20 protein-coding genes and 1 pseudogene are annotated in these 24,283 nt (G+C 49.7%); 7 read left to right on the forward strand and 14 right to left on the reverse strand.

What is annotated here, in order from left to right:
• Window positions 1-14: 14 nt before the first annotated feature.
• The 5 genes from ACMYSL_RS24580 to ACMYSL_RS24600 form a co-directional block, all read right to left on the reverse strand.
• Complete coding sequence (locus ACMYSL_RS24580) at window positions 15-695, reverse strand: fimbria/pilus periplasmic chaperone (protein ID WP_434660197.1); 681 nt, start codon at window positions 693-695, stop codon at window positions 15-17.
• 83 nt (window positions 696-778) lie between these two features.
• On the reverse strand, window positions 779-1,321 hold the full coding sequence (locus tag ACMYSL_RS24585; protein ID WP_304255813.1) for a fimbrial protein BcfA: 543 nt from the start codon (window positions 1,319-1,321) through the stop codon (window positions 779-781).
• 429 nt (window positions 1,322-1,750) lie between these two features.
• Complete coding sequence (locus ACMYSL_RS24590; RefSeq protein WP_434660198.1) at window positions 1,751-2,443, reverse strand: helix-turn-helix domain-containing protein; 693 nt, start codon at window positions 2,441-2,443, stop codon at window positions 1,751-1,753.
• A 334-nt stretch (window positions 2,444-2,777) separates the two neighbouring features.
• Window positions 2,778-5,819 carry a chitinase gene (locus ACMYSL_RS24595; protein WP_434660200.1) on the reverse strand — a complete coding sequence of 1,014 codons (3,042 nt, stop codon included), beginning with the start codon at window positions 5,817-5,819 and terminating at the stop codon, window positions 2,778-2,780.
• A gap of 90 nt (window positions 5,820-5,909) precedes the next feature.
• Window positions 5,910-8,018, reverse strand: coding sequence for a glycosyl hydrolase family 18 protein (locus tag ACMYSL_RS24600; RefSeq protein ID WP_434660202.1), 2,109 nt, complete (start codon window positions 8,016-8,018; stop codon window positions 5,910-5,912).
• 392 nt (window positions 8,019-8,410) lie between these two features.
• Between ACMYSL_RS24600 and ACMYSL_RS24605 the strand changes: the two genes are divergently transcribed.
• A complete protein-coding gene (locus tag ACMYSL_RS24605) occupies window positions 8,411-8,854 on the forward strand; it encodes a winged helix-turn-helix domain-containing protein (RefSeq protein ID WP_182236187.1) in 444 nt (147 codons plus the stop codon).
• Between the two features lie 15 nt (window positions 8,855-8,869).
• Window positions 8,870-9,403 carry a glycoside hydrolase family 108 protein gene (locus ACMYSL_RS24610; protein ID WP_434660203.1) on the forward strand — a complete coding sequence of 178 codons (534 nt, stop codon included), beginning with the start codon at window positions 8,870-8,872 and terminating at the stop codon, window positions 9,401-9,403.
• A gap of 60 nt (window positions 9,404-9,463) precedes the next feature.
• Here ACMYSL_RS24610 and ACMYSL_RS24615 read toward each other — a convergent pair whose 3' ends face one another.
• The 4 genes from ACMYSL_RS24615 to dnaK all read right to left on the reverse strand — a co-directional run bounded on the left by ACMYSL_RS24615 (window position 9,464) and on the right by dnaK (window position 14,193).
• Window positions 9,464-9,808, reverse strand: coding sequence for a phage holin family protein (locus ACMYSL_RS24615; RefSeq protein ID WP_182236183.1), 345 nt, complete (start codon window positions 9,806-9,808; stop codon window positions 9,464-9,466).
• A gap of 126 nt (window positions 9,809-9,934) precedes the next feature.
• The gene (locus tag ACMYSL_RS24620; RefSeq protein WP_434660205.1) at window positions 9,935-10,882 is read right to left on the reverse strand and encodes a LysR family transcriptional regulator; all 948 of its coding nucleotides are present in this window, start codon (window positions 10,880-10,882) and stop codon (window positions 9,935-9,937) included.
• A gap of 170 nt (window positions 10,883-11,052) precedes the next feature.
• On the reverse strand, window positions 11,053-12,189 hold the full coding sequence (gene dnaJ / locus ACMYSL_RS24625) for a molecular chaperone DnaJ (protein WP_110272663.1): 1,137 nt from the start codon (window positions 12,187-12,189) through the stop codon (window positions 11,053-11,055).
• 87 nt (window positions 12,190-12,276) lie between these two features.
• Window positions 12,277-14,193 carry a molecular chaperone DnaK gene (gene dnaK, locus ACMYSL_RS24630; protein ID WP_112215052.1) on the reverse strand — a complete coding sequence of 639 codons (1,917 nt, stop codon included), beginning with the start codon at window positions 14,191-14,193 and terminating at the stop codon, window positions 12,277-12,279.
• Between the two features lie 383 nt (window positions 14,194-14,576).
• On the opposite strand from dnaK, the gene ACMYSL_RS24635 reads away from it, so the two are divergent.
• The 3 genes and pseudogenes from ACMYSL_RS24635 to satP all read left to right on the forward strand — a co-directional run bounded on the left by ACMYSL_RS24635 (window position 14,577) and on the right by satP (window position 16,415).
• Window positions 14,577-14,981, forward strand: coding sequence for a DUF2541 family protein (locus ACMYSL_RS24635; protein WP_181483682.1), 405 nt, complete (start codon window positions 14,577-14,579; stop codon window positions 14,979-14,981).
• 28 nt (window positions 14,982-15,009) lie between these two features.
• Window positions 15,010-15,759: pseudogene (gene msyB, locus ACMYSL_RS24640) on the forward strand (acidic protein MsyB).
• Between the two features lie 89 nt (window positions 15,760-15,848).
• Window positions 15,849-16,415 carry an acetate uptake transporter gene (gene satP, locus ACMYSL_RS24645; protein WP_110272667.1) on the forward strand — a complete coding sequence of 189 codons (567 nt, stop codon included), beginning with the start codon at window positions 15,849-15,851 and terminating at the stop codon, window positions 16,413-16,415.
• Between the two features lie 46 nt (window positions 16,416-16,461).
• Here the strand turns inward: satP and ACMYSL_RS24650 are convergent, their stop codons facing one another.
• The 3 genes from ACMYSL_RS24650 to tal all read right to left on the reverse strand — a co-directional run bounded on the left by ACMYSL_RS24650 (window position 16,462) and on the right by tal (window position 19,533).
• A complete protein-coding gene (locus tag ACMYSL_RS24650) occupies window positions 16,462-17,772 on the reverse strand; it encodes an MFS transporter (protein WP_304255794.1) in 1,311 nt (436 codons plus the stop codon).
• A gap of 120 nt (window positions 17,773-17,892) precedes the next feature.
• The gene (mog, locus tag ACMYSL_RS24655) at window positions 17,893-18,480 is read right to left on the reverse strand and encodes a molybdopterin adenylyltransferase (protein WP_110272669.1); all 588 of its coding nucleotides are present in this window, start codon (window positions 18,478-18,480) and stop codon (window positions 17,893-17,895) included.
• Between the two features lie 99 nt (window positions 18,481-18,579).
• Window positions 18,580-19,533 (reverse strand): transaldolase, encoded by a 954-nt coding sequence (gene tal / locus ACMYSL_RS24660; protein ID WP_434660206.1) that lies wholly within the window; start codon window positions 19,531-19,533, stop codon window positions 18,580-18,582.
• Between the two features lie 203 nt (window positions 19,534-19,736).
• On the opposite strand from tal, the gene ACMYSL_RS24665 reads away from it, so the two are divergent.
• Both ACMYSL_RS24665 and yaaA read left to right on the forward strand, forming a co-directional pair.
• Window positions 19,737-21,167 carry an alanine/glycine:cation symporter family protein gene (locus ACMYSL_RS24665; RefSeq protein WP_434660208.1) on the forward strand — a complete coding sequence of 477 codons (1,431 nt, stop codon included), beginning with the start codon at window positions 19,737-19,739 and terminating at the stop codon, window positions 21,165-21,167.
• A gap of 77 nt (window positions 21,168-21,244) precedes the next feature.
• Entirely contained in the window at window positions 21,245-22,018 is a 774-nt protein-coding gene (yaaA, locus tag ACMYSL_RS24670) for a peroxide stress protein YaaA (protein WP_434660209.1), read from the forward strand.
• A gap of 50 nt (window positions 22,019-22,068) precedes the next feature.
• On the opposite strand, the gene thrC is transcribed toward yaaA, so the two are convergent.
• Both thrC and thrB read right to left on the reverse strand, forming a co-directional pair.
• A complete protein-coding gene (gene thrC, locus ACMYSL_RS24675) occupies window positions 22,069-23,349 on the reverse strand; it encodes a threonine synthase (RefSeq protein WP_434660211.1) in 1,281 nt (426 codons plus the stop codon).
• Window positions 23,350-23,352: 3 nt separating this feature from the next.
• A complete protein-coding gene (gene thrB / locus ACMYSL_RS24680; RefSeq protein ID WP_181483689.1) occupies window positions 23,353-24,282 on the reverse strand; it encodes a homoserine kinase in 930 nt (309 codons plus the stop codon).
• Between the last annotated feature and the right edge of the window lies 1 nt (window position 24,283).

Consider the following 24,283-nt stretch of genomic DNA (forward strand, 5'->3'; position numbering starts at 1 on the left):
TTTCCAGCACAATGTTAGTGGCTCTGGCAGGTTTGTACTGGCGTTGTTGCGCCGAAATCATTTACGGTCTGGAAAGTCGCCCGGTTTTCAGAACTTTTTAACGTCAGTTCACTTTTCGGTGCAACCATCGTATTAGGCAGTTTTTGGTTTCCAGCATGTATTTCTACCAGTGAAACATAGTAAGGCGATGGGTTGGCGACGGTTAATCGACCATTTTGGCTATGGCAGCGAAGCATCGCGGGCGCATCCGCAGAAGGAATAGGTAAATCCTTAGGCCGAATGAACAGTTTAATCACGCTTTGGGTGGCGATTTGCAACGAGTTTTTCGCCAGCGTTGTTTTATCGACTGAGGGGATGGCCTTGCTATTGAGATAGAAAACGCTTTCCCGATCGGTTGGCAAAGAGGGGCCGACATACATAATCCGCAGCCTGTTCTCTTTTTTTGGCTGAATCACGAAGAGCGGCGGTGTGATAATGAAATCAGACGCCCGACTGCCATCGGCATTCGCAACCCAGGACTGAATTAAGAAGACGTTGCTATCAGAGGAGTTAATCACCGGAAGGGAGACTTGTTTACTCCCCTGCGGATAAATAACCCGGGTTGCTCCCAGAGCGATACCGCCCGCATGCGCCAGGTTTATTATTCCGGACATGGCCAGCAGCAGCGATAAAGTTTGAATTGTTTTTTTTATCATTTTCTAAGTATTCAGAAGGTTTTGTTCGCAACACACATAACGTTTCCTCCGCGCAACATGCACGGAGGAGGCCCGATAAAAAATCAGGAGTACACCATACTAAACGTGGCCGTCGCTGAGACGTTGCCGGCAACGGCTGCGCCAGTAGCAACGTAATCCACACTCAGAGGAACAACGTTTTCACCGTCAATCAAGGTTACAGCGCTGGACGTTTCGCCAATATTCAGCACCTTGCCATCCGGCCCGTACAGTTGCAGTGCAACATTGCTTGCCGCACCCGCACCGGCGGTGTTGGCCAGCGTTCCTTCAAGCATGCTATCCTGCTGACCATTAAAAATAACCGCAGCTTGCTGGCTTACCGTGGTGTCGCAATCTTCCAACTTGATAGAGAAATCTTCTTTCTGATTCGCGGTCATCCCAGCATCCGTTAATTTACTGGCGCGAACCTGACTCAAGGTTACCGTTTGATCAACAGAATCAGCAGAAACTGAACAGGCGGCATTAACAACCTGCCCAACGAAATTTACGGTACCACCAGAAACAGTTGCCGTATCCGCAAAGGCAGAGGACATCATGCTACCCGCAGCAATAGCGGTCACCATCATGGCTAATACATGCTTTTTCATAAAAACCCTTTTAAATTTAATAAATGATAATCAGTTTTATAAGCTCATAAATATCAGACATTGCCAGACGGAAGTTTTCCCCTGGCACTCTTAAGCATTTTTTGGTTATTTATACATGGAGAAAAACAACAACAAGAAATGATAAAGAGTTCTACTAACCAAAAACAATGACGGAGTAATAGGGCTCTGACACTAATTAATTATTATGAAAGCTATAAATAGTTGCAATCATCATAGGCTGCTTTTAAAGGACCTCATGTAACCACATGGTTTTAATACATATTTCATTTAATCCAGTACCTATGCCATATGGACTATTGACCTATCAACAAACATATGAATGCATCAAAAAATCAACATATATAACAACACCACCGCCAAAATGTTTAATTAATGTGAAGTATCGATTAAACATTTTCACAAAAAAACTTAATAGGCCGTGGGGAGTTTTTTCATATCTAACAAACGCCCACCATCGATATTGATATACCCCCCCTTTTTCAACTCAGAAAGGAGCTTCATGGTGCGGCTACGGGATATTCCTGTGCGCCGCTGAATAAAGTTGAGTACATTGATACTCTGTCGGTACTCACTCGCATAAGCCCAAAGTTCTATTAATAACGACCTGACTTTCAGGTAAGAATCCACTCCCACCAACTCGCGATCGCGCACACTCATCACCATCAAGCGATAGGCCAAAATCCGCGCGACATCGTGCCAGAGATCGCACTCATCGGCGACTTTGATAAAATCAGGCAGGGACACAGCACGCCCACGGCACTCTGTTTCTGCAATAAGATAATGCTCAGGCCGGGTTGGAACGCCATAGGTAACACCATAGCTATCGACCAGTCCGATAACAGAAGGGGCAAAGGTGGATAAGACCTGAAGGCCGCAGCCACAGCGGCAAAATGAAAATATCCCGGACTCCAGGAGTACTATTTTGTTCTCTCCTTCAGAGCTCAGGGAAAACTCATCCCCTGGCTGTAGGTTAAAAGGCTTACCGAAGGACCATAATGCAGAGAATAGTGCATCAAGCGCGGCATGTGGTTTAGCTTGCTGAGAGAAAAAATATGAGTTTAAGGTATTCTCATTATCATTTTCGATGATATCTAATTTCATTATTTTCTTTAAAAACCATAATCATAAGTCGCTCAACAATATACGCACAAATGTTTAGCTTCAATTAATAATAAGTAAATGCTTACGGTAGTATATCTATGTTACACAAGCACAAAAACGCAATACTTAGCACAATGAGTAAATTCTCAATCAAAATAATAACAAGGTTTTTAAAAGATAAAACCAAGTATTAACACAACAACAAAGTTGCGGATGTTACTATCACCATAGAAATAAAAACAGATGAAAAAACAGTGATTCAGAATATTAACCCCTCTGAACCACTGTCAGTGAAGTGACACTTTCCACGCTACATGGAAGAACACATGCGATATTATTTAAAATATTTTGGTGCCGCGTAATACTCGACCATTTTGTCCGCCAGCCAACCGCCATCTTCGCCGTTGGAATGAATCGTCGTAATGCTGACCGTTGAACCGCCGCCCCAAAGCACGGAGAAAACGTTATAGTCAGGCAGATTCAGCGCCTGCATTTGCCCCCAGTCATAACCGTCATCCTGGCGTAAAAAATCGCCTACCGTCGCTGCTCCATAAGTTGTGCTATTCACCGCCGTATTTAACAACTCTGATGTGATGGTATTAAGGTCGCAACCAATCCGCGAGTCGCCCATAAAGAAAGAACCACCTGAGGCAAAATGCGCTGCCGCAATTTTGCTGGTCCCCTCTTCTACTGTTGGCATATGCCCGCCGGGAATTTGCCATAACATCGCCGGTTTATGCAGGTCTTTCGCCGCCTGTTTTACCATCCCCAAATAGTTAAACCAGCAAGTTGCGTTCCAGCCATAGTGCGTCAATGCATCAGGGCTGAAGCAATCACGTTCAAATTTGTCGAAAGCGATAAAATCTGGCGCATACTCGCCGCTATATACTCCTAGTTCATTGATAAATTTAGCGATATCTGTCCCCTGAGCAACAGGATCAGCATTTGCCCGCAGCACCCAATCGGCCGTTCCCGTTGCCCAAACGTTAGTCTGCCAGCCAAACGCCACATCCGGCGCAAATTGCCGAACAAGGTAGTTAATTGCCTGAACATAGCCGTACAGGTCATTGCTAAACTCCGGCAATAACGGCGCGCTAAAACCAGGGAGAGATGGCAAAGCATTTACCGCAGCCGCCAGTTGAACATTAACCGGCACGCTATTCGCTTTACGAACTGCGGTATAGCCGTACGGCTCTTGCTGCATAGCCCCCAAAAAATCAGGATTGAGCACGAAGGTTGCCGGAACCGCATGGTCGCTGTCTTTGTAAGATTGCGCCGCCAGACATTGGGTAATGAAGTTGCCAAAGTGGTTACGTAACCGCTGGCCATTCTGGAGATCCGACAGCGCGCTACCGCCGCTGGCATTAGCGGTATAAACCACCATCACTGGCATCACTGAACGATCGGCCTCTTGTTCAATCTCACGCACCAGCGGAATCGTTTTATGAATCGGTAATGAAGCATAATCGAGGAAACCGTCGCCATTGACATCGACTTCCGCCGCCGGGATCGGATCGCCGCCGCCATCAAAACCATCATATTTAAACAGAGCGCTAAAAGGCACATCGCGATACAGCGTAACGGCTTCTTTGGCGTTAACCGTCACCCCACCGTGGGCGAGATAACCCGGCCAACCCTTGACCTGTAACGGGACACCCTGAATGAACTCCAGAGTGATGTTATTGACACTTTTCAGCAGCCGCAGCGGCGCATCCAGTTCACAACGCCATGGCGTACCTTCGAAAAAAATATCAGCCACTTCAACGCTGTATTGGCCGGGGGCCAGGCGTAGCGCCAGCGATTGTTGCCGCGTATCGCTCTCCAGCATGAGGGTATATTGATATTGTCCACAGCAGAACAGATAACGTTGAGGGGCCACGCCCTTCGGCAGACCCAGTATCGTGGCCTGCACATCAACAAAGTCGTGACTATCAATCTCGGTTTTCTGGAAACCCACGCTGACTTCTTTCACTTGCCCTTGCATCGGCGTAAAAATAGTCGGCTGCGCAAGCGTGGTGATCATCTGGTTGTTGATTACGGTGTGTTGCAGGCAAATCGCATAGCTGTGACCCGCCATAAGTTGAGTCACCAGCTGAATTTGACCTACAGGTAGCGTCAGCGTTCTTTCACATACGCCCGCTTCTGACCACAGCTCAACTACCATTTTTGCTCCGATGAACTCAAGAGCATCGACATTAAGGCGCACCGAGGCAAACTGTACCGGCGACTGATATACCACCTGGCATGTCCGGGCATCGTCACCGGAAATGAGTTTGAGCGTCAATTCTGATTCCGCAGGCGTAATCCTCATTTCATCATTGCACAGTTCCAGCACGGTGATGCCGTACTCCCCAGCGCTAAGATCGCCAATAATTAATGATTGCCCCCACTCTCCAACAAAGCGCTGTGAAGCGGCATTCGGATAAAGCAGGTCAATCATCGGCTTAAGCGTTGTGCTTTCCGCCAGAGATGGAAACTGAACCACTATTTTCCCCTGACGTCCCGGATCGTGTGCCAGCGTGGCCGCTAATCCGCTCATGGTGACCGGGGTTTGGGTCGCGGAGAGATAAAACTGCAGCTCGGCGCTTTCGCCAGCCGCCAGCAGAAGTTCCCCATCATTGTTAATGGTAATCACGTTTTTCTCGATCGGCCAACCGCCATCGCTGCCCAGCGTCACTGGCTTGTTGCCTAATAGAGAGCCGCTAAAAGGGCTGTAGGGATCGGGGTGTGCGCTGGCGGAAAACTCCAGCTTGAGCTGATTAAGATCGAGAGATTGTGAATAGAGATTGGTCACCGTGAAAGTCACCCGCTGATACCAGCTGGTTGTATTCACCGTGCTTGCGGTAATAGCGAGTATTTCTCCCTCAATAACACCATCATCAACAGGAACTTCAGGTTCTGGTTCAACCTCATCCGCCGTATCATCGGCAGGAACTTCAGGTTCTGGTTCAACTTCATCAGCCGTATCATCGGCAGGAACTTCAGGTTCTGGTTCAACTTCATCAGCCGTATCATCTTGTGCCGATGAGGCCAATGTTAATGTGAAGGTAGAGATTTTTACCGGTACCTGAGTAGCGGCAAAACTGAAAAATAACGTACCGCTTTCGCCCGGCTGCAGTAACAGTTCACTGCTGTTATTGATAATAATTTCATTAACATCAAGCGTCCCTTGCGCCATACCGCTCAACGTCAGCGGCATATCCCCTTTGAGAGTGCCGCCAAAATTGCCCCAAGGGTCCTGGTGACCTGCACCAGTAAAACCAATTGCCGCATGGTTCATATCCACGGCACGGCTATTTTCATTGGTGATAGTTAAAGTGACTTTTTGATACCAGCTATTTACATCAATCTGGCTGCTTTTAATCAAGACGGACATTGACAGAATTCCTCGTTCCCTGGTGGAAAAAAGCCCCGGAAAACCGGGGCCTTAGTTATGGAGCCCAATATTTTCGATTAACGAAAATGATTAGTAAGCACCAAGGTCAGTCCATGCCTGGCCCGCAGCACAGTTCAGATCCGGCTGGTCGCCCATAGACCACCATTTAACCTGGTAGTTGTGGCCTTTCCAGCTAACGGTTTCAAACGTACCCCAGTTTCCGCCATAAACGGTGTTGGCATCCCACTGTGCGTAAGCAGAGGTCGCTTCATCCGCCGGCGTTTCATCTTCAGCCGGAGTGGTATCTTCTTCTGGCTCTACTGGAACAACGATTTCTTCTTCTTCCTCTTCCGGCTCAGGCTGAACCTGAGATGCAGCCGGAGCGGCAATCAGTACGAAACGCTGCTGAGTGGACGGCTCACCCCATGTATCGCGAACAAACAGAGTGAACTGGAAGGTGGTTTTAACGGAAACTTCCGGAACAACAAACTCAATCACAGCAGCCGTTTTATCAGCAACGGTGATTTCTGAAGGAACCCCCCAGCTGTAAGTGATATCGTCTTCATCTTCGTCAGAAGAACCTTCACCGGAGAGCTGTACGGTAGAACCGCCGACAACGCGCAGTTCAATGGCCGCTTTCGGCGCATGGTTTACGTCAGTAGTCTTATCTTCTTCTTCCTCTGCTTCGTCAGCAGCTTCTACGTTGATACCTTCAAAGTAGAACGGTTCCATATCAACAACTTCAGAAGAAATTTCGTAGCCCAGACCTTCACGAGCGGCGTTAACCAGCACGCCGTTATCCTGATCGATAGTCCAGGTGAACATACCGCCCAGACCCAGTTTCGCTGCGTATTCGCCCTTCGCCTTCACTGAACGCGGGGTATCCAGAGACATGAACAGCTTGCTTTCCGGGTTATACAGGTAGTCAGCATCGGCAACCTGGTCGGTGTAGACGTTGAAGCCGTTACGACCTTTCTGGTTTTCCAGATCCAGGTAGTTATAAATCACGTCGTACCATTCGTTGGTGCCGGATTCAAACGTACCGGTAGTATCGCCAGTGCCTGCGTTATAGGTGCCTTTCAGCGGAGACAGTGACTCCAGCTCAGCACTGCGGCCGTTACGGGTATAGCCTGCATAACCGATGTTGATGCGATCAGACGGGAAACCTTCAGACAGCAGGTGGTCAACGATGGTATCCACTGCCCATCCGCCAACTTCCAATGCTTTCAGGTTGGTGTGGTGAGTAATACTCTCAGCCCACGGGGTACCGAAGAAGTCATAGGTCATCAGGTTGATGCCGTACAGGCCAGCGTTCAGCAGCGCTTTGACGTTGGAGTAGTCGAAAGTTGCGACTACAGCGGAGCTGGCGATGGAGATTTTGACATTGCTCAGGCCAGCAGAATCCAGCTGCTTACGCAGCTCGCCAATCAGCAGGGCATAGTTTTCGCCATCTTCCGGACCGCATGGGTTGCCTGCGCCTTCCGCGTTCGGGTACTCCCAGTCAATATCCACTTCGCTGAACATCGGGAACTGTTTGAACAGTTTCACCACGCCTTTGGCGAAAGTTTTACGGGCGGAATCAGAAGCAGAGGTTTCGTGGAAACCGTTACTCATGGTCCAGCCGCCGATGCTCATAGACAGCGCCAGTTCGTGGCCCTGAGCTTTCGCTTTGGCCTGCAGGTCACGCAGGCCGCCGAGCAGACCTTTGGTGTTCGCCTGAGTGACGGTCTTCGGCTCAACATCCCAACCGCTGACATCGTGGCCGACGTTAACGTAGGACTGGAAATCGCCCCACGGGTCGAGGAAAGTCGGTTCATACTGCACTTTACCGCACAGCTCTGCGCCTTCAGCAACCACATCGCGATACAAACCATCAACTTTGTGGAAGCCTGTCACGCCGACGAAACCGACAATGATTTTGTCGTAAGCGGTAGGGGATACATTGGTCAGATCGTAACCACGACCACGGTTATCTTTCGAATCATCTCCCTGCAGGCGTCCATCATACTGAGACCAGTCAGTGTAGTAGCCGAATACCTTAGGTTTAGTCGTGGAAGACTTATATTGGTTATAAACCGGCTTAGCGACACGTGCAGAAGTATAGCTATATGCGCTGACTTCTTTTGCTGGGTTAAAACCATCAGCTGCGTTGCTGGTTTCAGTAAGAGTATCGCCTTTAATCAGTTTGCTTGTAGCCATTTTTAATTTCCTTTTAAGTTTGAAAAATTGTCGCAGTTCGTTCTGCGGGACCAATAATCCAATGCTCAAGGAAAAATGACTAATCACTAAATATCACATTTTCAACATCTCCCTATATACATACCAATGATGCTTATCTGAGGTACCTAAGCGCAACGTCATCTGCCTGGTTACGTATATCAAAACCATGATATGAGTAATAAACAATCACCATATTAAATATCATTTATCAAGCCATTAAATGTCATTTAACTTCCATGAGATAATGTGATTCAGGTCTCTCACACCAATGACAATACAATTAAAAAGATGAGTATTAATAGCTTAAGACAATTCTTGCACCATATATTCAGCACAGGCAATCAGGATGTATATAACTAAAGGACGACGTTATGAAAACTTATCTCATTAATGACAACTACATTTACAACGAAGGAAAGTATGAACTAAGAACCATTTCAAACTCGCAGGTCATTAAGATGACAGCGATGAGAGCGAAATGTCTTAGTTTCATTATCGAAAACGCACATCTGGACATCATTGAAAGGCAAAAAATAACCACAGAGTTATGGGGTAGCCGCAGTCATTTCGTTAATGATGCTAATCTCACGCAGATACTCTACTTGATCAGGCGAGATCTGAAGTCTCTCGGCATTAATGATCTCTTTATTACCATTCCACGACAGGGGATCCAGGTTAACAAAGAGATTGCGATTAAAACGATAGATAGTGAAAAGAAAGAAACCAAAAGACAAGTTATCAGGAAAACGCTGGCAGCATTAACCACCGTATTTTCAGTCACGCTGGGTACAGTGATGTACATGCATATTCATTAATTCAAGGAAAAGAAAATGAACCCAATTATCGATGGTATTTTAGTAATGGAAGGCGGCTATACCCTCAATGCAAAAGATAGAGGTAATGCCACCAACTGGGGTATCACTGAAGCAACTGCACGCGCTCATGGTTATACTGGCGACATGCGCGATCTCACACGCATTGAAGCATACGCTATTCTGGAAAATGATTACTGGATTAAGCCCGGATTTGAGTTGATTGCCCAGGTATCGTATCCCATCTCCTTCGAGCTGTGCGATGCCGCAGTCAACATCGGAACACACTACCCTTGCGTATGGCTGCAGCGCTGGCTGAATGTTTTGAATCGGGAAGGAAAAAACTATCAAGATATCAAAACCGATGGCCATATTGGCCCTGTCACACTGGCCGCATTGAACCATTACTTGTCATGGAGAGGAAAGGAAGGTGAAGAGACTTTAGTTAAAGCATTGAACTGTAGCCAGGGCTCATACTATTTAGACATTACAGAAAAAAACAAACAGAACGAAGAGTTTATTTACGGTTGGATAAAAAACAGAGTTACATGACTTTACGACTAAAAAAATAAAAGACTCATGGATGAGCCTTTTATATTAAATTAAAATTTGTTAGTTAAGCTTAACATCCTCAAGAATTTTTTTAACCTTCTCACCAAGAATTTTTAATATCGGCGCGGCGAAAACGCCACCTAAACCGGCGGCTAATAGTACCATATTAAAACTAAGCCCCTGTTCAATAGCGAATGCACTGAGTAAAAAGCTGGTAAAGCATGATATAACAACTTGCGTTAAACAATGCATAATACCTTTATGAGAATCACTATCGGACGCTTTATCTCTGCGAAGAAGATAGCTGACAAACCCTCCCCAGGCGCCGATAGAGATAATGGTCAATAAAATTTCGACCTCCAGTAAAACCACTTCCGTTGTCGCTAAATGATTAGAAATAGACATATTAAACTCCTGTAGTAATATGATTAGATAAGTGACTTCAGGAGTGTAAGCAATATCAGATACAGAGAGTAATCACAGAGTATCATCCTCCCCCCATTTTTCCCCTCCCCCTTTATGGGGGAGATCTCAACGGCGAAAAGAGGAAAGCGTATGTAACATGGAGATAACTTCATTAATCACTGATAAATTTTTGCTATTCTTTTTCCATGACGCATAAACCTGTATCGACCTAAACGTTAGCTCAGGTGGTGGCTGAATAAATTTGATATCATATTTACGCTGATTTTTATAGAAAAGAGCCAATTTTAACGGCATTAAGGCAATCAATGATGTGCGTTCGATGATACTCATCAAGCCATTGATTGAATCACTACGATAACCCACTGTACGAGTTCCTTTATAATAAGGATCATCCTTAAATAACCCGCTATCATTGATAATCATTGGGGAGTTCATTCCAGATTGATAGGTGGCATGGCGTGAGGAATAGAAATGATGCAATGAGAGTTGGGATAGTTGGCTTAACATGTGGTTACCCGCACAGATGCAGACAAAGCTCTTAAAACTATCAATCATTTGATTATCAATACCGGGTACCGCCACCGGCTCTACGCTCATCACTAAATCACACTCTGCGGTGAACAATTGCTCAATCATTCGCTCGCGACTTATATTTCTGGACGAGAAGTGGTTTATTAAGACTCGATCAAAAACATCACTATCATACAATTGTGAAAGGTAATAATTTTCAATGATATCGCTTCCCAGAACGGTGAGCTGCGCCTCATCATCCTTTTTATGACCCGTCTGAAACGTGTCGCTAACCAGCTCCATGACTTGACGAAAATTCTGATGGATTTCGATAGCTTTAGCGGTGGGTAGTAACCCCTCCTTTCCGCGAACGAACAGTTCTTCCGGGTAATAACCCTGCAAGCGTCTGAGTGCCAGCGAGACCGCTGCGGGAGTAATCCCGAGTTTTTTGGCTGCTTTAGCCGCATTTCCAGCCGAAATAACAGCGTCAAGGATTTTGATTAAATTATAATCAAAATCCTTGTTGGCACCTTTCGATCCCATCCGCTGTTAGCCTCTAAATACGAAAAAAAGCAATATAGATAATACTCAAAATAAATCAATTCTTAGCCCTTATAAATAATAGGATAATTCAAGAAAAGCGAAGGCTAAGATAGAAAAAAAGCCTGAGCACAAAGGCCCAGGCTTGAGATAAGACAGGAAGTGAACAGCAATCAGCGGGTCAAATCGTCGAAAAACTTCTTCACACCGTCGAAGAAACTTTTGGAGCGTGGGCTATTTTTCTCGCCCGTTGGCCCACCAAAACTTTCCTGGAGATCTTTCAGTAGCTGCTTTTGCTTGTCATTGAGACCAACCGGCGTTTCGACCACTACGCGGCACAGCAGATCGCCCTGCGCACCACCGCGCACGGACTTCACGCCTTTACCACGCATGCGGAATAGTTTACCGGTCTGCGTCTCACCAGGCACTTTCAGGTTCACGCGACCATCCAGCGTCGGTACTTCAATCTCGCCGCCAAGTGCAGCCATAGTGAAGTTAATCGGGACTTCACAATACAGGTTGTTCCCTTCACGCTCGAAGATTGCATGCTGCTTAACCTGAACCTGAACATACAGATCGCCCGCTGGCGCGCCATGCTCACCCGCTTCGCCTTCACCCGCCAGGCGGATACGATCGCCGGTATCTACGCCTGCCGGGATCTTAACCGACAGGGTTTTTGTCTTCTCAACGCGACCGTGACCGTGGCATTTGTTGCACGGATCTTTAATCAACGTCCCGCGACCCTGACAGTGTGGACAGGTCTGCTGTACGGCGAAAAAGCCCTGGCGCATCTGAACCTGGCCTGCTCCATGACAGGTCGGGCAGGTTTGCGGTTGGCTACCCGCTTTAGCGCCGCTGCCGTGGCAAACATCACACTCTTCCAGCGTTGGGATACGAATCTCTTTGGTCACGCCGCGAACGGCTTCTTCCAGAGTCAGATCCATGTTGTAGCGTAGATCGGCACCGCGCGAAGCGCGCTGACGGCCACGACCGCCACCGAAAATATCGCCAAATACATCGCCAAAGATATCGCCGAAGTCAGCACCGCCGCCACCAAAACCACCGCCGCCGCCCATGCCGCCTTGTTCAAAGGCCGCATGACCATACTGATCGTAGGCCGCGCGCTTCTGGGCATCGGTCAGGATTTCATACGCTTCTTTGATTTCTTTGAATTTTGCTTCGGCCTCTTTATCGCCCTGGTTACGGTCCGGGTGATATTTCATGGCCAGGCGCTTGTACGCTTTTTTGATTTCACGCTCTTCCGCTGTTCTGGAAACGCCTAAAATCTCGTAATAATCTTGCTTTGCCATTGGTGTTTTTCAGCCCCTTAACATGCGTGCACGGGCGGAGAGGAAACCTCTTCGCCCGTGCCAGTGTTTTACCCGTTCAAAGGGCGATTATTTTTTGTCTTTCACTTCTTCGAACTCAGCGTCAACAACATCGTCGTCCTTCGCGTTGCTCTCTTGAGCGTCAGCGCCGCCAGCCTGCTGCTGTGCATGCTGCTGCTGAGCGATTTCCATCAGCTTCTGAGAAACCTGGGCCAGCGCCTGCATTTTCGCTTCGATGTCCGCTTTATCTTCACCTTTCAGCGAAGTTTCCAGCGCGGTTAATGCAGACTCGATGGCAGTTTTATCGTCAGCCGGCAGTTTGTCGCCTGCTTCTTCAACCTGCTTACGCGTGCTGTGCAGCAGATGGTCGCCCTGGTTACGGGTCTGAACCAGCTCTTCAAACTTACGGTCAGATTCTGCGTTCGCTTCTGCTTCGCGAACCATCTTCTGAATTTCTTCTTCGTTCAGACCAGAAGAAGCCTTGATGGTGATCTTCTGCTCTTTACCGCTGTTTTTGTCTTTCGCGGAAACGTGCAGGATACCGTCAGCATCGATGTCGAAAGTGACTTCGATCTGTGGCATACCGCGTGGTGCCGGGCTGATACCGTCCAGGTTAAACTGGCCAAGATCTTTGTTATCAGAAGCACGTTTACGCTCACCCTGCAGCACATGGATGGTTACCGCAGACTGGTTGTCTTCAGCGGTAGAGAACACCTGGCTGTGCTTAGTCGGGATGGTGGTGTTTTTGTTGATGAGCGCAGTCATCACACCGCCCATGGTTTCGATACCCAGAGACAGCGGGGTAACGTCCAGCAGCAGTACGTCTTTCACTTCACCCGTCAGTACACCACCCTGGACAGCTGCACCGATAGCAACGGCTTCGTCCGGGTTAACGTCTTTACGCGGCTCTTTACCAAAGAATTCAGCCACTTTCTTCTGAACCATTGGCATACGTGTCTGACCACCGACCAGGATAACGTCCTGGATATCAGATACGGACAGGCCAGCATCCTGCAGAGCGACTTTCAGCGGCTCGATTGAACGGTTCACCAGGTCTTCAACCAGGCTTTCCAGTTTCGCACGGGTCACTTTGATGTTCATGTGTTTCGGACCAGACGCATCTGCGGTGATGTACGGCAGGTTCACGTCGGTCTGTTGCGCAGAAGACAGCTCAATTTTCGCTTTTTCTGCGGCTTCTTTCAGGCGCTGCATGGCCAGCGGATCGTTACGCAGGTCAATGCCCTGATCTTTCTTAAACTCATCAACGAGGTAGTTGATCATACGGCTGTCGAAGTCTTCACCACCGAGGTGGGTATCACCGTTGGTCGCCAGAACTTCAAAGGTTTTTTCGCCGTCAACTTCGTCGATTTCGATAACGGAGATATCGAAAGTACCACCACCCAGGTCATAAACCGCGATAGTACGGTTACCGACTTCTTTATCCAGACCGTAAGCCAGCGCAGCTGCGGTTGGTTCGTTGATGATACGTTTGACTTCCAGACCTGCGATACGGCCGGCATCTTTAGTAGCCTGACGCTGAGCATCGTTGAAGTATGCAGGTACGGTGATAACCGCTTCAGTTACCGGTTCACCCAAGTAATCTTCAGCCGTTTTCTTCATTTTTTTCAGCACTTCAGCAGAGATCTGCGGCGGTGCCATTTTCTGGCCCTTAACATCAATCCATGCATCACCGTTGTCAGCACCGATGATTTTGTACGGCATGATGGCTTCATCACGCTGTACTTCTTCGTCCTGGAAGCGGCGACCGATCAGGCGTTTAATCGCAAACAGGGTATTTTGCGGGTTTGTCACTGCCTGACGTTTAGCCGGCTGACCAACCAGAGTTTCACCATCCTGGGTATAGGCAATGATAGAAGGTGTGGTGCGATCGCCTTCGGCGTTCTCCAGCACACGTGCAGTAGTGCCATCCATAATCGCTACACAAGAGTTGGTAGTACCCAGGTCGATACCAATAATTTTACCCATCTAAACGTCTCCACTAAAATTTCATTCAACATGTGGTTGTGAACCTGTAATAAGGGCGAAACGTGCGGTTTCAACTGCCCAGACATCATTTTTTTTCAGGTTCATTCACTGCGGTTGACTACAAGATGGGGTCACCCACCGCTTCATCAAGGGGGGACAACAAAAAAAATTTGCCTTCGCAGCCCTACTGGATGGGACGAACCGGGGTCAAAAGTCGAATATGGGGGTAAAAAAACGCCAACACATAAATAATTAAAATGATTACAGGTAATATATTCATAAAATTATTGACATAATCCGCAATAATTACCGACTAAAAGCAATAAAGCTCCGGTGATAAAGTATTTTCCAGGTGTAATAAATTAAATAATTGGAAAATTCTCATGAAATCACTCATTCATATATCAACGGGATTGCTTTTAAGCACCGCATTAGTGGCTTCAGTATCTGCTAACGATCATAAAATTTTAGGTGTAGTCGCCATGCCAAGAAATGAGACTAACGACCTGACTCTGAAGCTGCCTGTTTGTCGGGTGATTAAGCGTATCCAGCTCACGACTGACCGAGGCGATGTCCAGCTCTCCGGCGCAACGGTGTACTTTAAAGCCAGCAATAGCGCCAGCCAGAGCCTCAATGTACCGTCAACGATAAAGCAAGGTACAACCACCAACTGGATTAACATTAATAGCGACAACGATAATAAACGTTGCGTGAAGAAAATTGCTTTTTCCGGCCACACGATCAACTCCTCTGACATGGCCTCGCTAAAAATTATCGGCGATGATTAATATCACTGACTACGCATACAAGCCCCCTATGAAAATTAATTATCTGGATGATGAAGATCTCTCTTTTCTCCATCAATGTAGTGAAGAACATCTGGCAACCTTTACGCGTATTCTGACCCACAACGAGAATGGCAAGCCACGTCTCTCAAGCACACTATTACGTAATGAAACTTTTCAGGCGATGGAAGGACATCCTGAACGCTATCGTCGTAACTGGCAGTTGATCGCCGGTGAGCTCCAGCACTTTGGTGGCGATAGCATCGCCAATACGCTTCGTCGTCACGGCAAGTTCTATCGAGCAATCCTGCTGGATGTTTGCAAACGATTGAAAGTCAAAGCTGATAAACAAATGTCCACACCTGAAATTGAGCAACATCTGTTGGAACACTTCCTGGAACATAGTTGGAAGAAGATGGATGACCAACAGAAAGCCGATTTCTTCACTGCCGTGGAGTGTCGAGTCAAAGAGCAAAAAGAGCTACTTCCCCATCTGATCCAGACACATAAGCTGGCACAAGGGGTCTCGCATATTCTTGAAGCACGCTTGACGAAGATTCTCCGCACCCACGCTGCGGTCAGCGTTATCGGCCATGGTTTAGTCCGCGGTGCAGGGCTTGGCGGCCCCCTCGGCGCAGCGGTTAATGGTGTAAAAGCCGTTAGCGGTAGCGCTTATCGAGTCACCATCCCGGCAGTGCTCCACGTCGCTTGTTTAAGGCGAATGGCCAGGCTTCATCAGGCAGAATAATAAATTGGTGAAAAATACCCCGCCAGATCATAGACAGTGCTGCAACTCCTCATTATTATGCCGCGCCCTGTCGCTAAGTGGCGGGGTAATGCTTCCCTTTCTAATCAATATTTTGAGGAATTATGGGCAACACTAAGTTGGCTAATCCGGCACCGCTGGGCCTTATGGGCTTCGGCATGACCACTATTTTGCTTAACCTGGCGAATAGCGGCCTGTTCGCGTTCGATGTAGCTATCCTGGCGATGGGCATTTTTTACGGCGGTATTGCGCAGATTTTTGCCGGCCTGCTGGAATTTAAAAAAGGCAACACCTTTGGTTTAACCGCATTTACGTCCTACGGCGCCTTTTGGTTGACGCTGGTCGCGATTCTTCTGATGCCGAAAATGGGCCTTGCTGAAGCGCCTAACGCGCACTTCCTCGGCATGTACCTCGGCCTGTGGGGAGTCTTTACCCTGTTTATGTTCTTTGGCACCCTGAAAGCCGCACGTATGCTGCAATTTGTCTTCCTGAGCCTGACCGTGCTGTTTGCTCTGCTGGCGATTGGCCACCTGGTTGATAACGAAGGCATAGTTAAGATTGCCGGCTGGGTGGGTCTGGTCTGCGGCGCTAGCGCCATCTATCTGGCGATGGGTGAAGTGTTGAACGAGCAGTTTGGCCGCACCGTTCTGCCAATCGGCGAAAAGCATTAATTCACTTCGCCGCCCGATAGCGGGCGGCAAAGTGGGTCACCTTGATTTAAGGCAGGCGCTGCAGCTCACCTTGTGGTGCAGCGACCTGTTTATCCAGCCCCTGGCGTAGCCAAATCCCCAGCCCCAATCCCATAAACGACAGCGCCAGCACGTACCAGGCAGGTGCCATCGGTGACACGCCCATCAGCATGGTCACAGCAATCGGCGTCAGGCCGCCGAAGATGGCATAAGACACGTTGTAAGAGAATGAAATACCGGTAAATCGCACCTCTGCCGGGAAAGCGCGCACCATCACATAAGGTACCGCCCCTACCACGCCGACACACAGCCCGACCGTGCCATAGAGCAGAAACAGACGCTGCGGGCTATCGCCGGAAAGATGATAGAAAGCCCAGCTAGAGGCCGCCAGAAATAAACTCCCGACAATAAACGTACGGCTGGCACCAAACTTATCGGCCGCCAGGCCTGCCAGCAGACAGCCGATGCATAACATGATGGTGGCGATGCTGTTAGCTTGCAGGGTGATTGCAGGGGCAAAACCATAGTGCTTTTGCAGCCAGACCGGCGACATCAGAATCACCACCACCACTCCGGCGGATAAGAGCCAGGTCAGCAGCATAGAAACGACCACTGCTTTTTGATGCTTCAGCGCAACCGCCTTAACCGGCAGCTCTTGCGCTAACGCTTTGCGCTGCTGCATCTCAAGGAAAATAGGCGTCTCCTGCAACCAACGACGCAAGTACATGGCGACAAGACCAAACGCGCCGCCTAACAGGAAAGGAATACGCCAGCCGCCATCGTGGATACCCTGCGGGGTCATATTGGTATTAATCAGCGTTGCCACTACCGATCCCAGTAAAATGCCCACCGTCAGACCCGCAGTCAGCGTACCGCATGCGATACCAATCCTTTTCTCTGGCACATGTTCTGCGACGAAGACCCAAGCCCCGGGAACCTCACCACCAATGGCAGCCCCTTGAAGAATACGCATAAACAACAGTAGCAGCGGCGCCAGCAGCCCCATTGATTCATAAGTTGGCAGCAGACCAATCGCCAGCGTTGGCAGCGCCATCAGCAAAATGCTCAGGGTAAACATTTTCTTACGCCCGACCAGATCGCCGAAGTGGGCCATAATGATGCCGCCGAGAGGACGTGCTAAATAGCCCGCGGCAAAAATACCGAAGGTCTGTACCTGGCGCAGCCACTCAGGAATATCTGCCGGGAAGAACAGCTCGCCGACGACGGCAGCGAAGAAGACAAAGATAATGAAATCATAAAACTCCAGCGCTCCACCGAGGGCGGCCAGCGTCAGAGTTTTATAATCCTGTCGATTCAGAGGTCGGGTGTTTTGTGACATAACGGACAATCATCCAGAAGTATGAAGGTGTTTTACGCAACGTGTAAAGTAAAAAACACTATATCGTAAATAAAACAACACACCACAGACGATGCAGGTTATGTCAGGAATGCATCAAATTCAGGATAAAGTTTCACGCCTTGCGCTTTTAGGACGAAAAGCTGCTACCACATCGGGATTGGTTTCAACATAAGGTCCCTCAAGTAACTGTACACAATACGGTACACTTGCAAACACACCGTGCACCAGCACCTTGCCTTCAGCATCTTTAACACCTTCCAGCGTTTCTTCGATGGCTTTTGGCTGGCCAGGGAGATTGAGGATCAGCGCCTGCTTGCGGATAACGCCTACCTGGCGAGAAAGAATAGCCGTCGGCACAAAGTGCAGGCTGACCTGGCGCATTTGCTCGCCAAAACCAGGCATAACCCGATCGGCAATCGCCAGCGTCGCATCCGGGGTCACATCGCGTCGCGCTGGACCAGTACCGCCGGTAGTCAGCACCAGATGACAACCCATTTCATCAACCAGTTCACACAGAGTTTGCTCGATAATAACCTGCTCATCCGGGATTAAACGGGTCTGTAATTCGAAAGGCGTGGTCAGCGCACGCGCTAGCCACTCTTCAAGCGCCGGAATGCCTTTATCCTGATAGACGCCGCTGGAGGCGCGATCGGAAATGGAAACTAAGCCGATTCGTAAGGTGTTCATGATTATTCCGTTCAAACAGTATTAATAGACAGAATAATACACCGAGGGGGGCAAGGCAGACAGTTTAATGTGGCCGACGGGCGTCGGCCACATGCGGGATTACAGCAGATCGCCGATCATTTTTTCCAGTTTTTCCTGGTCGATCGCAAACTTACGGATACCATCCGCCAGTTTGTCTACCGCCATCGGATCCTGGTTATGCTGCCACAGGAACTGGGATTCGGTAATGCGAGCCGGACGCGCTTTAACTTCGCCGCTGAACGCCAGTTTGCGTTCGATTGCACCTTCGCTTTCCGCCAGCTCTTTCAGCAGGGTCGGAGCGATGGTCAGGCGGTCACAGCCAGCCAGTTCCAGAATTTCGCCGAGATTACGGAAGCTCGCGCCCATAACCACCGTTTCATAGCCGTGCTGTTTGTAGTATTCGTAGATTTCTCTTACGGAAACCACGCCTGGATCTTCTGCCGGTGCATATTCTTTCTTATCGGTGTTCGCTTTGTACCAGTCGAGGATACGGCCAACAAACGGAGAAATCAGGAACACGCCCGCTTCCGCACAAGCACGCGCCTGAGCGAAGGAGAACAGCAGAGTCAGGTTACAGTTGATGCCTTCTTTTTCCAGCTGCTCAGCAGCACGGATGCCCTGCCAGGTAGAAGCCAGTTTGATCAGAATGCGATCGTTACCGATACCAGCATCGTTATACAATTTGATGATGCGCTTAGCTTTGGCAATCGACGCCTCGGTGTCGTAGGACAGACGAGCGTCAACTTCGGTGGAAATACGGCCAGGGATCAGCTTGAGGATTTCGAGACCGATGTTCACCGCCAGCTTATCGGAAGAATCGATAATCTGCTGTGCGCGATCGCTGCTCTGGCCACGGGCCCAGGCAACAGCATCATCAATCAGCTTACGGTACTCAGGAATCTGAGCCGCGCCGAGAATCAAAGAAGGGTTGGTCGTGGCATCCTGAGGCTGATACAGCTTCATTGCCGCGATATCTCCGGTATCAGCTACGACAGTGGTGTACTGACGCAGAGAAGTCAATTTATCCGTCATGATAGTGTTTCTCTTAAACAGCAGTTAAGGGGATGTAACCGGTCTGCCAAGATGATAACACGCTGCCGGGTCAGCGCAACCGCCGACAATGTAAGAGCGCAGAGTGTGATAAACTCAGCCAATTAATTATCTGAACACTAAAGGATTGTCACTGAATTGGTAGCGCTTACACTCGCGCGCCGGCATGGACAAGAGGATGTTTAATGCCTGATTTTCTGTCTTTTATCAATGAAGTACTCTGGGGCTCGGTAATGATTTACCTGTTACTGGGCGCTGGCGTCTGGTTTACCTGGCGAACAAAGTATATTCAGTTTCGTTATGTTCGCCAGTTTGGCAAAAGTCTGAAAAAAAGTCTTCAGCCGCAGCCTGGAGGATTAACATCCTTTCAGGCATTGTGTACCAGTCTGGCTGCGCGCGTCGGTAGCGGTAATTTGGCCGGCGTCGCACTCGCCATTACCGCTGGTGGACCCGGAGCTGTTTTTTGGATGTGGGTCTCCGCCCTGCTCGGTATGGCCAGCAGCTTCGCTGAGTGCTCCCTCGCACAGCTGTATAAAGAACGCGACTCTCGCGGGCAATTTCGCGGCGGTCCCGCCTGGTACATGGCTCGAGGATTAGGCATGCGCTGGATGGGAGTCCTGTTTTCCATTTTACTGCTGATTGCCTACGGCGTCATTTTCAACACCGTGCAGGCCAACTCCGTTGCGCATGCGATGGAGTACGCATTCCATTTACCCGAGATTATCACCGGCAGTGTGCTCGCGATTCTTACCCTGTTGGTTATCGTTCGCGGCATTCGTGGCGTAGCACGATTAATGCAATGGGTCGTCCCCGTGATGGCCCTGCTTTGGGTGATGGCCAGCCTTGTCATCGGTCTCTGGCATTTCACCGCGCTGCCGACGATTTTTGAAACCATTTTCCGCTGTGCCTTCGGTTGGCAAGAAGCGGCCGCAGGCGCGGTCGGCTATACCATTAGCCAGGCACTCACCAGCGGTTTTCAGCGCGGTATGTTCTCCAACGAAGCTGGCATGGGTTCGACACCGAACGCCGCGGCGGCGGCGGCTTCCTGGCCCCCGCATCCTGCCGCTCAGGGGATTGTCCAAATGATAGGCGTCTTCATTGATACGATAGTGGTCTGCACTGCCAGCGCCGTGATCATCATGCTCGCGCCGAGAGACGACAACGGTGAGGCGGTGAACGGTATTCAGGCGATTCAACATGCTATGAGCAACCTCGTCGGCGGCTGGGGGTCCAGCTTTGTCGCCTTTATCGTATTGCTTTTCGCCTTCAGTTCCATCGTTGCAAACTACATCTATGCCGAAAATAATCTGATCTTTCTGCGCCTGGATAGCACACGGAACATCTGGGTGCTACGACTTCTCACGCTGAGCATGGTTGTCACCGGAGCGATGGTCAGTTTACCGGTTGTCTGGCAGATGGCGGATATCATCATGGCACTCATGGCGATTACTAACCTGACGGCAATCCTGCTGCTGTCGCCAACGGTACGGATCATTGCCAGTGATTACCTACGCCAGCGCCGACTGGGGCAGCGACCAGAGTTTGATGTCACCCGCTATCCCGAGATTCAACAGCAACTGGTGCCGGGGACCTGGGATAATCTGCCGCGTGAATAACGCGGCAATCGCAGCTATCGATCCTCCCAGGACTTTTTTTTGATAAAGTCATAACAAATTTCCCGCAAGGACTGGATATGCTGATTCTGATTTCACCTGCAAAAACGCTTGATTATCAAAGCCCGCTGGCGACCGCTCGCTATACCCAGCCTGAACTATTAGAGTATTCTCAGGAGCTTATCAGCATCGCCCGTCAGCTATCAGCACCGCAAATAGGTAAGCTGATGAGCATCAGCGATAAGCTGGCTGACCTCAATGCAACTCGTTTTCATGACTGGCATCCGGATTTCACGCCGGATAACGCCCGTCAGGCCATTCTGGCGTTTAAGGGCGATGTCTACACCGGCCTTCGGGCTGAAACCTTTAGCGAAGCTGACTTTGATTTTGCCCAGCAGCATCTGCGTATGCTCTCCGGCCTTTATGGCGTACTGCGCCCGCTGGATCTCATGCAGCCTTATCGCCTGGAAATGGGCATTAAGCTTGAAAACGCGAAGGGTAAAGACCTGTATCAGTACTGGGGAGAAGTGATTACCGATAAGCTGAATCAGGCGCTGAAAGCGCAGGGTGACGATGTCGTGATTAACCTGGCCTCTGATGAATACTTCAGATCGGTCAAACCTAAACAGCTTGAGGGCCAGTTGATTAAGCCGGTTTTCCTTGATGAGAAAAACGGTAAGTTCAAAGTGATCAGCTTCTACGCTAAAAAAGCGCGCGGCTTAATGAGCCGTTACATTATTGAAAATCGCTTAACCAAACCCGAACAGCTAACTAACTTCGATAGCGAAGGTTATTTCTTTGATGCTGATGCTTCTGATAAAAGCGAGATGGTCTTTAAGCGTCACGAACAGTAAAACAAACTCCCCTTTCGCAGAACGGCGCGTCAGGGGAGCCAGTTTCAGGCTTAAGCCATCATCAGCTTACGCAGCGCGGCATAATCTGCCGGCAAGTTATGTGACAACAGCGGCAGGTCAGCACGATCGGCCAGCTCTTTCGGCAGCTGCAGCGTCTCTTGCAGAATCTCTTCCACGCTCTCTTTAAATTTCGCCGGATGCGCCGTTCCAAGGAACAGACCATACTCGCCAGGCTGCAACTGGTCACGCAGCGCGCGATAAGCAATCGCCGCATGCGGTTCTGAGGTATAGCCAATGGTTTTCAGTTCACGCATGGTGTCTTTGGTGGTTTCATCATCCACCGCCGCGTAGCCCAGCTCGTTCAAACGCCAGGTCTTACGGCGGAACAGTTCTTCCACACGCGGCCAGTTATTCGGCTGGCTGACGTCCATGGCGTTAGACAAAGTAGCCTGTGTCGCTTTCGGCGACCAGTTACCGTCCTGCAGGAAACGCGGCACGGTATCGTTGGCATTGGTTGCCGCGATAAAACGTTTGATCGGCAGGCCCAGAGACTTCGCCAGCAGACCCGCAGTCAGGTCGCCAAAGTTGCCGCTTGGCACAGAGATAACCAGTTGATTACGGGCTTCCTGCGGCAGCTGTGCTACCGCTTCAAAGTAGTAGCAAATCTGCGCCAACAGGCGGCTAATATTAATTGAGTTTGCCGAATTCAGACCTAGCGCAACCTTCAGCTCTTCATCGTCAAAAGCCTGCTTAACCAGCGCCTGACACGCATCAAAATCACCATCGATAGCGACGGTCTCGATGTTTCCGCCGAGGGTACAGAACAGTTTTTCCTGCAGCGGGCTGATTTTACCGCGCGGATAGAGGATGACGACCTTGACGTTTGGCAGGCCATAAAACGCGTGCGCCACCGCCGCACCGGTATCGCCCGACGTTGCCGTCAGAATGGTCACCGGTTTGTCGCCCGCGATATGGGTCAGCATTTGCGCCATAAAGCGGCCGCCGAAGTCTTTAAACGCCAGCGTTGGGCCGTGGAACAGCTCCAGGCAGCCCACGTCGTCTTGCACTTTGCTGACCGGTGCCGGGAAGGCGAAGGCTGCGCCGATACGCTCTTGCAGGACCGCCTGCGGGATCTCATCGCCAATCATTGCCGATAAAATTTTCGCGCTACGCGAGACAAAATCCAGCGCCAGCATGTCATCGATTTCGCTCAGGTTGAATTCCGGCAGATCGTGCGGAAAGAACAATCCCTGCTGCTTGCCAAGCCCCTGCGTCACGGCCTGCGCAAAGCTGACCTGTTCGTTATGATCTTTTAAGTTATAGAGTTTCATTGGTTATCCCACTACTCGAGCGCCCGCCGTGTCCAGCCGGCAAATATGAACGAAGCCTTCCTGATTTTGCAGATAGTGCGTAGCCAGCCAGTCGGCGACGCGCTGCGCGGTTTCCGGTTTATCGCATAACGCGAACAACGTCGGACCGGAACCGGAAATGCCGCACGCCTGCGCGCCAATTTCCATTGCTGCCTGACGCGCTTCGCTGAAGCCCGGCAGTAGTTTGGTACGATACGGTTCGGCAATCACATCTTTCATCAATTTCGCCGCCAGCTGAGGCTGACGGGTATAGCAGGCGTGAATGAAGCCCGCCAGATGGCGACCGTGTGCGATACAGTCCTGGCGGCGATACTGTGCCGGGAGAATCGCCCGCGCTTCCGCCGTTGAGACTTTAATCCCCGGATAAGCCAGCACCCATAGCCACTCGTCAAACCCTGGAATCTGCTGACTGATGATGCCGTTTTCCTCAAGCATCAACTGGATACCGCCAAGGTAGCAAGGCGCGACGTTATCGTAATGAATACTGCCGGAAATCCGCCCTTCCATCTCGCCCATCAGCGCCAGCATCCGGGTTTCATTGAGTGGTTTACCGCAGAATTCATTCATTGCCACCAGCGCGGCGACGACGGAACAGGCGCTGGAACCCAGGCCAGAACCGATCGGCATATTTTTTTCCAGCGTCATCGCCACCGGGATCTTTTTGCCAATTTCCTGACAGAAACGCTCCCAGCATTGATAGACGATATTTTCCTGCGGAACTGTCGGCAGCTTGCTGGCGAAACGACCAACGTTTTGCAGGCTGAAGCTCTCAGCGGCTTCCACCGTCACATTGTCGCCCAGCAGCGTACCGTCGACCGGCGTCACCGCAGCCCCCAGCACATCAAACCCGACGCTCATATTGGCACTGGAAGCCGGGGCATATACTTTGACCATC

It is taken from the genome of Klebsiella sp. MISC125, assembly GCF_051131775.1.
In the GTDB taxonomy this organism is placed as follows: Bacteria; Pseudomonadota; Gammaproteobacteria; order Enterobacterales; family Enterobacteriaceae; genus Klebsiella.